Below are 5,401 nucleotides of genomic sequence, written 5' to 3'. Positions count from 1 at the left end.
ACAAATACGTCCATGCCGTCCCCTTCCCAAACCCCGCCAATGACGCACAGCTCATTGCATCGACGCTGCGCAACGCCGGCTTCGAGGTTATCGAAGGCCTGGACCAGGACAATGCGGGCATGCACAGCCTCATCAGCCGGTTCACCGAGCAATCCTACGACGCCGACCTCGCCGTCATCTACTACGCCGGCCACGGCATGCAGGTAGACGGCAAGAATTTCCTCATTCCGGTCGATGCCGAGCTGACGTCGCCGGCCTATCTCAAGACCCGCACCATCCAGATCGACGAGTTCATGTCGGCGCTGCCGCCCGAGCCGGCGGTCGGGGTCATCATCCTCGACGCCTGCCGCGATAATCCGCTGGCAAGGACTCTTGCCGCCGCGCTGCCGAAGAGCCGTTCTCTGGGGGCCGGACTGGCGCCGGTCGAGGCCAAATCGGACGGTGTCGGCACCGGCGGCATCCTGATTGCCTACGCAACCGATCCCGGCGCCATCGCTTTCGATGGCAACGGCGTCAACAGTCCCTATTCGACCGCCCTCGCCAGGCACCTGACCGAGCCGGGCGTCGAGATCCAGAGCGCGCTGACGCGCGTGCGCGGCGAAGTGACCGAGACCACGCAAGGCCGGCAGCGGCCGTGGCACAATGCCTCGCTGGGGCGCGAGGTCTTCATGGGAAAACCTGTCGAGGCGACGCCCGCGGCAAAACCCGCAGCCGAGACACCCGGCGCCGCGGCCACTTCGACCCCCGCCCTAGTGGTCGGCGAACCTCCGTCATGGGAAGTCGAGCAGCGTCTGTGGGACGAGGCCTCGAAGAAGAATTCCATCCCGTTCTACGAGGCCTATCTCGAACAGTTCCCGAACGGCCGTTTCGCCACGGTGGCGAAGCTGAACATCGACGAGTTGCAGGACCCGAAAGCCGAAGACAAGCAGGTCGCGGCCCTCGATACGGACGAGGCGAACGCCAATTCCGGCTCCGCCGTGCGCACGTCGGTCGGCATTTCGGACGAAATGAAGCAGGCGCTGGGCAGCGAACTGACGGAAAGCGCCATCGGTCTCGATCGCGAGGGGCGCATCGATCTGCAGTTGCGCATCGAGGCCCTCGGCAACGAACTTGGCAGCGTTGACGGGAATATGGGCCCCAAGACCCGCCAGGCGATCGGCGACTGGCAAGAGGAGAACGGCCTGCCGCCGACCGGCTTCCTGACGCGGGAGCAACTGGCCTTCCTGGTGGTCCAGACGGACCCGATGATGGAGGCGGTGCGCGCCAGGCACGCCGCCGACCAGGCCCGCGCGACGACGCCGAAGAAACAGGTGGTGCAGAAGGCCCGCGCACCGAAGCCGGTGGTGCAGAAGCAGCGCAAGAAGCAACAGCAGGTCGTTCAGAAGAAGCGCAACCGCGACACCCTGGTCGGCCGGGAGGAACCCCCGCCGCCCCAGGACAACAACAACGACTTCCTGACCAAGGCGCTGATCTTCGGCACCGGTGTGGCTGTGGGCGGCGTGCTCAACAAGTGACGGCCGGAACCCGGGCCTGCCGCAAAGGGCGCCTGCCGACGCAAATGAGGGGTGCTACTCCGTCCTGATCCGCATTTCGACCCGGCGGTTGACCGGATCGTACGGGTTGGCGCTGCGCGGATGCGTCTTGCCCAGGCCGATCGCTTCGAGCCTGGTGGCGGCAACGCCATTGGCCGTCAGGAAGGCGGCCACCGATTGCGCTCTCCTTTGTGACAGTTCCTGATTGTAGCGGGACGAGCCGGAGGCGTCGGTGTGACCTTCGACGACGAAGCTGAAAGAGCTCAGCCGTTGGTCCTTCAACGCCTTGGCGAACTCGTCGAGCTCGGTGCGCGCGGTCGTGTCGAGCTGGGCTGAATCGAGCCCGAAATTGATCATCATGTCGAGGCCGGTTTTCTTGGCCGGCGCGTCCTTCGCCTCGGCCTTGCTCTTGCACTCGTCCTCGGTGCCGACGCAAATCCCGCGCGAAGCGCCGAGATTGCCCGCTCCGGCAAAAAACTTCACAATGTCTTCCGATTTCTGCAGCGGATCGGCAAAAGCCTGGCCAGACACAAGCACGACCGCCAACACAAAGGCTGAACTGCCCATTCGCATAACCGTTACTCCCGTTTGAAGCATCCGATTTCGCCGGCCGCGGATCATATCAAATTCCGAAGCGATTGTCTGTCGGCCACACCGAAAATATGCGGCATCGCCGGCGATGGCCGCCTGCCCGTCGAGCAAGACTTGACCGGCGCCTCGCCGGGCGCTTGAGTGGCTGTTATTCCTCGGGGAAAGGCGTGGCGGCCATGGCCAATGAGCTCCGATACAAAACGGCACGGGACCTTTTCACGGCTTGTCCCGCTGTCGCCGGGGACATGAGCGCCCTCCCGACCGAACAGGCCTCGATCGAGTTCTGCCGAGCCCTGCTCGCCGGGCCGGTGCCCGAGGAAGCAATCACGTTCTGTGCCTATCTGCTCGCCGAACGGGCCGCGGTCTGGTGGGCTCATGAATGCCTGAGCCACCTGCGCGACCTGCTCGACGGGCAGGACCTGGAGTTGCTCATGCTTGTCGGCGACTGGGTCAGCGAGCCGGACAATCCCAGGCACCATGCGGCGCTGAGCAGGGCCGTGGCGATGCCGCCGACGACGCCGGTCGCCTGGATTGCCCTGGCCGTGATATGGCGCGACGGCGGTTTAGCCGCGGACGAGGCGGCGATGCCTGTGATGCGGCCGTTCCCCGCCGCCCATGCGGTCAATGCCGGGATACTGGCGGGGCTGGCACGTGTCGCGCTCGCCGATCGCTTTTCCGTGCTTTCAGCCTTCGTCGAAATGGGCATCCAGACGGCGGAGATCGAGGCGCTGCGCCAATCGGCGGATGCCTAGGCCTTTGTGAAGGCGGTGCTGAAGTCAGTGGCGCACCGCACGGTCATCGCAGCCGGCTGCCCTGGATGCTTGGTCATCCTCCCCAGCCGCCGCCGCTATTGCCTCCGCCGCTCCCACCGCCTCCCATAGTGGGAACAACAGGCGCGGTCACAGTGGTTTCCTCAACCGGCTTTACCACTTTTTTGGCGGTCACCTTTTTCTGTTTGACGACCGTGGTCTGAGGGGTCGTGCGGACCACCTTCTGCTGCGGCTTCGCCGCCACCGGTGTCGGCTCGGCCTTGGGCATCAGGGACGTGCAGCCCATGAGCGCCACCATGAAGCCGAACAGCGTTGTTGCGGTGATTGCCTGCTTCAATGTCCTGCCCACCATTGCCTCCCGGTTGATCAGAAAAGGTCCCTGCGCGGATTGGCTTCTTCCCACACCCCTCTGGCCGCGTTGATCAGCTGAGTGTCCAGCGAGCCGGTCGCGGCGACCTTCGACTTGAGTTCCTGTTGCAACTGCTCCAGCGCCGCCGTTTTCGGCTTCGCTGCGAATTTTGCCAGCGTCTTCCTGGCCTCCGGCAGCTCCTTGCGAAGGTCGAGCGCGGCCGCGAAAGCGAGGAAACGCGCGGCGACGGCCTGATTGGCCTTGTCGCCCTTCTGCATTTCGAGAGCCGCGCGATCGTAGGCGCCGGACTGATCGCCGCGCATGGTCCCTAGCTCGAACAGTCTTTGTGCCTCGGCGAGGTCCCGCTCCACGCCGGAGCCGTCCCGGTACATGCGCCCAAGGCTGGCTGGAGCGTAGGGCTGGCCGAGATCGATGGCCCGTTGAAACAGCGTCAGCGCCATCTTCGGATCCTTGTCCACGCCCTGGCCGCTAAGATAGTTCCGGCCGAGCAGGTTCATCGAATACATGTCCTGCCGCTGCACGCCGGCCTGAAGGAAGGCAACCGCGCGATCCGGGTCGGCGGTCACGCCGTTGCGGCCCTCCGTGAAGATCGCGGCGAGATCGTTCATGGCATAGGTGTGCCCCATCGCCGCGGCCTTGAGCAGCAGGTCCAACCCCTTTGCAGTGTCGGGCCTGACGCCGTAGCCGTTGAACAGGGCGCGCCCCCAGGACGTCATGCCGTAGGGATCGCCCTTGTCCGACGCAGCCTTGTAGAGGGCATTGGCCTGCGTGCGGTCCTGAGCGGTTCCGGTTCCGGTCGCATGCAGGTAGCCGAGTTCGAAGACGGCGCGGACATGCCCCCTTTTCGCGGCCTCCTCGATGGCTGTCCTGGCATCCTCGACCTTGCCCACGGCAAGCAGAGCGCGTCCGAGTTCATAGCGGAAGCGGGGTACATCCGGATAAGCCTTCACAGCCGTCTCGCAGGCGTCCACCGCGCCGGCGCCGATCTCGTTCGGCAACAGGCCGGGGACCACGCCTTGCAGGTCGAGCGGTTCGCCGGCGGCCGTGTCGCATGGATCGACGCTTGGCGAGAGTTTCATGCTGGCGGGCTTGGATGAATTGTCGTCGGCCCGGATTTCGAGGCCGACTATGAGCGGCTTGACGGTGCCGATCTGCGGTTCGTACCGCAAGTGCTCGACCTCGTCGGCCCTTAGGCTTGCGTCGGGCGTCAGTGTTCGGTCAGGCAGGGATAGCGTTCCCGTTGCCGGATAGCTCGCGACTTTCAGGCTGACCGCGGGGTCCTTCGTCGGCAGATCCAGGTTCAGCGCAACCGGGCCGACGCCCACCGGAACACCGATGTCACGATTTTCGATCGCCTCTGCGGCGCCGGTGATTTGGATGCCGCGCTCCAGGATCTGCTGCTTCTGCTCGGCCTCCAGCGAGGCCATGATCTGCTGACCATCGGCTCCCTCGCCGCTCTTGACCCGGAACACCAGTATGCCCTGGCTTTGGCCGCCCCAGTCGTCATGCGTGGCGTAGGCCAGCATATCCACCTCGTCCTGCGCGGCGGCGCCCTTGGGGACATCCATCTTCAGGCGCGGCAGGTCCTTGCCCTGGATCGGCTGGCCGACCTCGACAGGCTTGCCGTCCAGCGTCAGGCGGCCGAGAGCCGGCGGTCTCTCGATGCTGACGGTGACGGTTCCGCCGTCGACATCGATCGGCTGCGGCAGGCCGAGATCGACCGGGCCGACCCCCGAGAGCACGACCTTCTCCAGCACCGGCGGCAGCGAAGGCCGGGTGGCGCGGCGCATCAGCACGACCTCGTCGATCAGCGAGGAGTTTTCCCAGGGAACCTGCTTGCCGTCGGTCGCCTGGACGACGTCGCGGCGCACCGCGGCCATCACGGCGCGGATCTCCTGGTTAGGCGCCAGCGCGCGGCGCGAAAATGCCGATGAGAAGGGACTAAGGTCACCGGTTCCGTCATAGGCGACCGAGCCCGGTTCGGTGGCGAAGGCGATCAGCGTGTTCAGCGAGCTCTTGACCTGCGCGAGGCCGGCATTGCCGGCGGTGATCAGTTGATCCCGCAGCCAGTAGTCCTTGCGCGGGAACGGGTTGTTGCGGCAGGCGTCGCGGATGATCACCTGGATCTTCGGTTTCGA

General features: G+C 65.4%; 5 protein-coding genes. 2 read left to right on the top strand and 3 right to left on the bottom strand.

The features are described from left to right. Nucleotides 1-1,514: caspase family protein (locus EN742_RS22760; protein WP_128333300.1), on the top strand; the 1,514-nt coding region annotated here is incomplete at its 5' end. A gap of 54 nt (nt 1,515-1,568) precedes the next feature. Here the strand turns inward: EN742_RS22760 and EN742_RS22755 are convergent. Then, the gene (locus EN742_RS22755) at nt 1,569-2,105 is read right to left on the bottom strand and encodes an OmpA family protein (RefSeq protein WP_189347287.1); all 537 of its coding nucleotides are present in this window, start codon (nt 2,103-2,105) and stop codon (nt 1,569-1,571) included. A 194-nt stretch (nt 2,106-2,299) separates the two neighbouring features. Here EN742_RS22755 and EN742_RS22750 point away from each other — a divergent pair, with 194 nt between their 5' ends. After that, on the top strand, nt 2,300-2,875 hold the full coding sequence (locus EN742_RS22750; RefSeq protein WP_189347288.1) for a hypothetical protein: 576 nt from the start codon (nt 2,300-2,302) through the stop codon (nt 2,873-2,875). 73 nt (nt 2,876-2,948) lie between these two features. On the opposite strand, the gene EN742_RS22745 is transcribed toward EN742_RS22750, so the two are convergent. Together EN742_RS22745 and EN742_RS22740 are read right to left on the bottom strand one after the other, a co-directional pair. Then, nucleotides 2,949-3,230, bottom strand: coding sequence for a hypothetical protein (locus EN742_RS22745; protein WP_245455434.1), 282 nt, complete (start codon nt 3,228-3,230; stop codon nt 2,949-2,951). A gap of 29 nt (nt 3,231-3,259) precedes the next feature. Further along, the coding region (locus EN742_RS22740; RefSeq protein WP_128333299.1) for a caspase family protein at nt 3,260-5,401 on the bottom strand (2,142 nt) is incomplete at its 5' end.

Source organism: Mesorhizobium sp. M4A.F.Ca.ET.020.02.1.1, assembly GCF_004022645.1.
Lineage (GTDB): Bacteria > Pseudomonadota > Alphaproteobacteria > Rhizobiales > Rhizobiaceae > Mesorhizobium.
Note: the sequence above shows the minus strand (reverse complement) of the source record. Positions and strands in the feature narration are given on the sequence as shown.

Bases quoted from the DNA above. Each gene is read 5' to 3' on its own strand.
- EN742_RS22755 (WP_189347287.1), bottom strand. From the start codon at position 2,105: ATGCGAATGGGCAGTTCAGCCTTTGTGTTGGCGGTCGTGCTTGTGTCT.
- EN742_RS22750 (WP_189347288.1), top strand. From the start codon at position 2,300: ATGGCCAATGAGCTCCGATACAAAACGGCACGGGACCTTTTCACGGCT.